At 71.5% G+C, this 923-nt stretch carries 1 protein-coding gene; it reads left to right on the plus strand.

Going from position 1 to position 923, the window contains the following annotated elements:
- Positions 1-923, plus strand: a 923-nt coding sequence (locus E8D38_RS27895; RefSeq protein WP_181179579.1) for a type VI secretion system Vgr family protein, incomplete at both ends; no start/stop codon positions are given.

A 923-nucleotide genomic window follows, 5' to 3' on the forward strand; every position in this document is an offset into this window, starting at 1 on the left:
GCTGCTGGCCATCGAGACGGCCCTGCCCAGCACCACGCTGGTGGTCGAGCGGCTGTCCGGCACCGAAGGCATCAACACCCTGGGCGGCTTCGAGATCGACTGCCTGTCGCCCAGCGCCCACCTTGACCTCACCCCGCTCATCGGCGAAGAGGTCACGCTGCGCCTGACCCAGGGCGACGGATCCCCCCGCACCTGGCACGGCCACGTGATGCAGGCCGCCGCCCTGGGCGCCGACGGCGGCCTGGCACGCTACCGCCTGAGCCTGCAACCCTGGCTCGCCCTGCTGGGCCACCGCCGCGACAGCTTCATCTTCCAGGACGCCACCGCACTCCAGATCGTCGAAGAAGTCTTCAAGGACTACCCGCAGGCCAACTGGCGCCTCGACGTCACCGACACCCTGCGCCAGCGCTCGCTGTGCACCCAGTACCGCGAGAGCGACCTCGACTTCGTGTTGCGCCTGCTGGCCGAGGAAGGCCTGTCGTTCCACTTCGAACACGACGCCTCGGGTTCGGCCAGCGACACGCAGCCCCAGGCCCGCCACTGCCTCGTCATCACCGACCGCGCCGCAAAGCGGCCCGACCTGGGCACCCTGCGCTTCAGCCGCCCGGTGCAAGGCAGCACCGGCCTGGCAGCGCTCGTGGGCAGCCTGCTCGGCGCCAACGAAGACACCATCACCGCCTTTGCCGCCCACCGCCAGGTGCGGCCCAACGCGGTGGCGCTGGGCGCCTGGGACTACAAGCAGCTCGCCGGCACCAGCGCCAGTGACACCAGCGCGCTGCCCCAGGGCGAGCTCGGCCCGCTGGAGACCTACGACGGCAGCGGCGCCTACCGCCACGACAGCCCCGAACACGCCCGCCGCGCCGCCCGGCTGGCGCTGTTGGCCCACGAACAGGGCCTCAAGACCTTCGACGGCGAGGCCAACG

Origin of the sequence: Methylibium rhizosphaerae (assembly GCF_006386545.1) — a bacterium.
Taxonomy (GTDB): Bacteria; Pseudomonadota; Gammaproteobacteria; order Burkholderiales; family Burkholderiaceae_C; genus Pseudorivibacter; species Pseudorivibacter rhizosphaerae.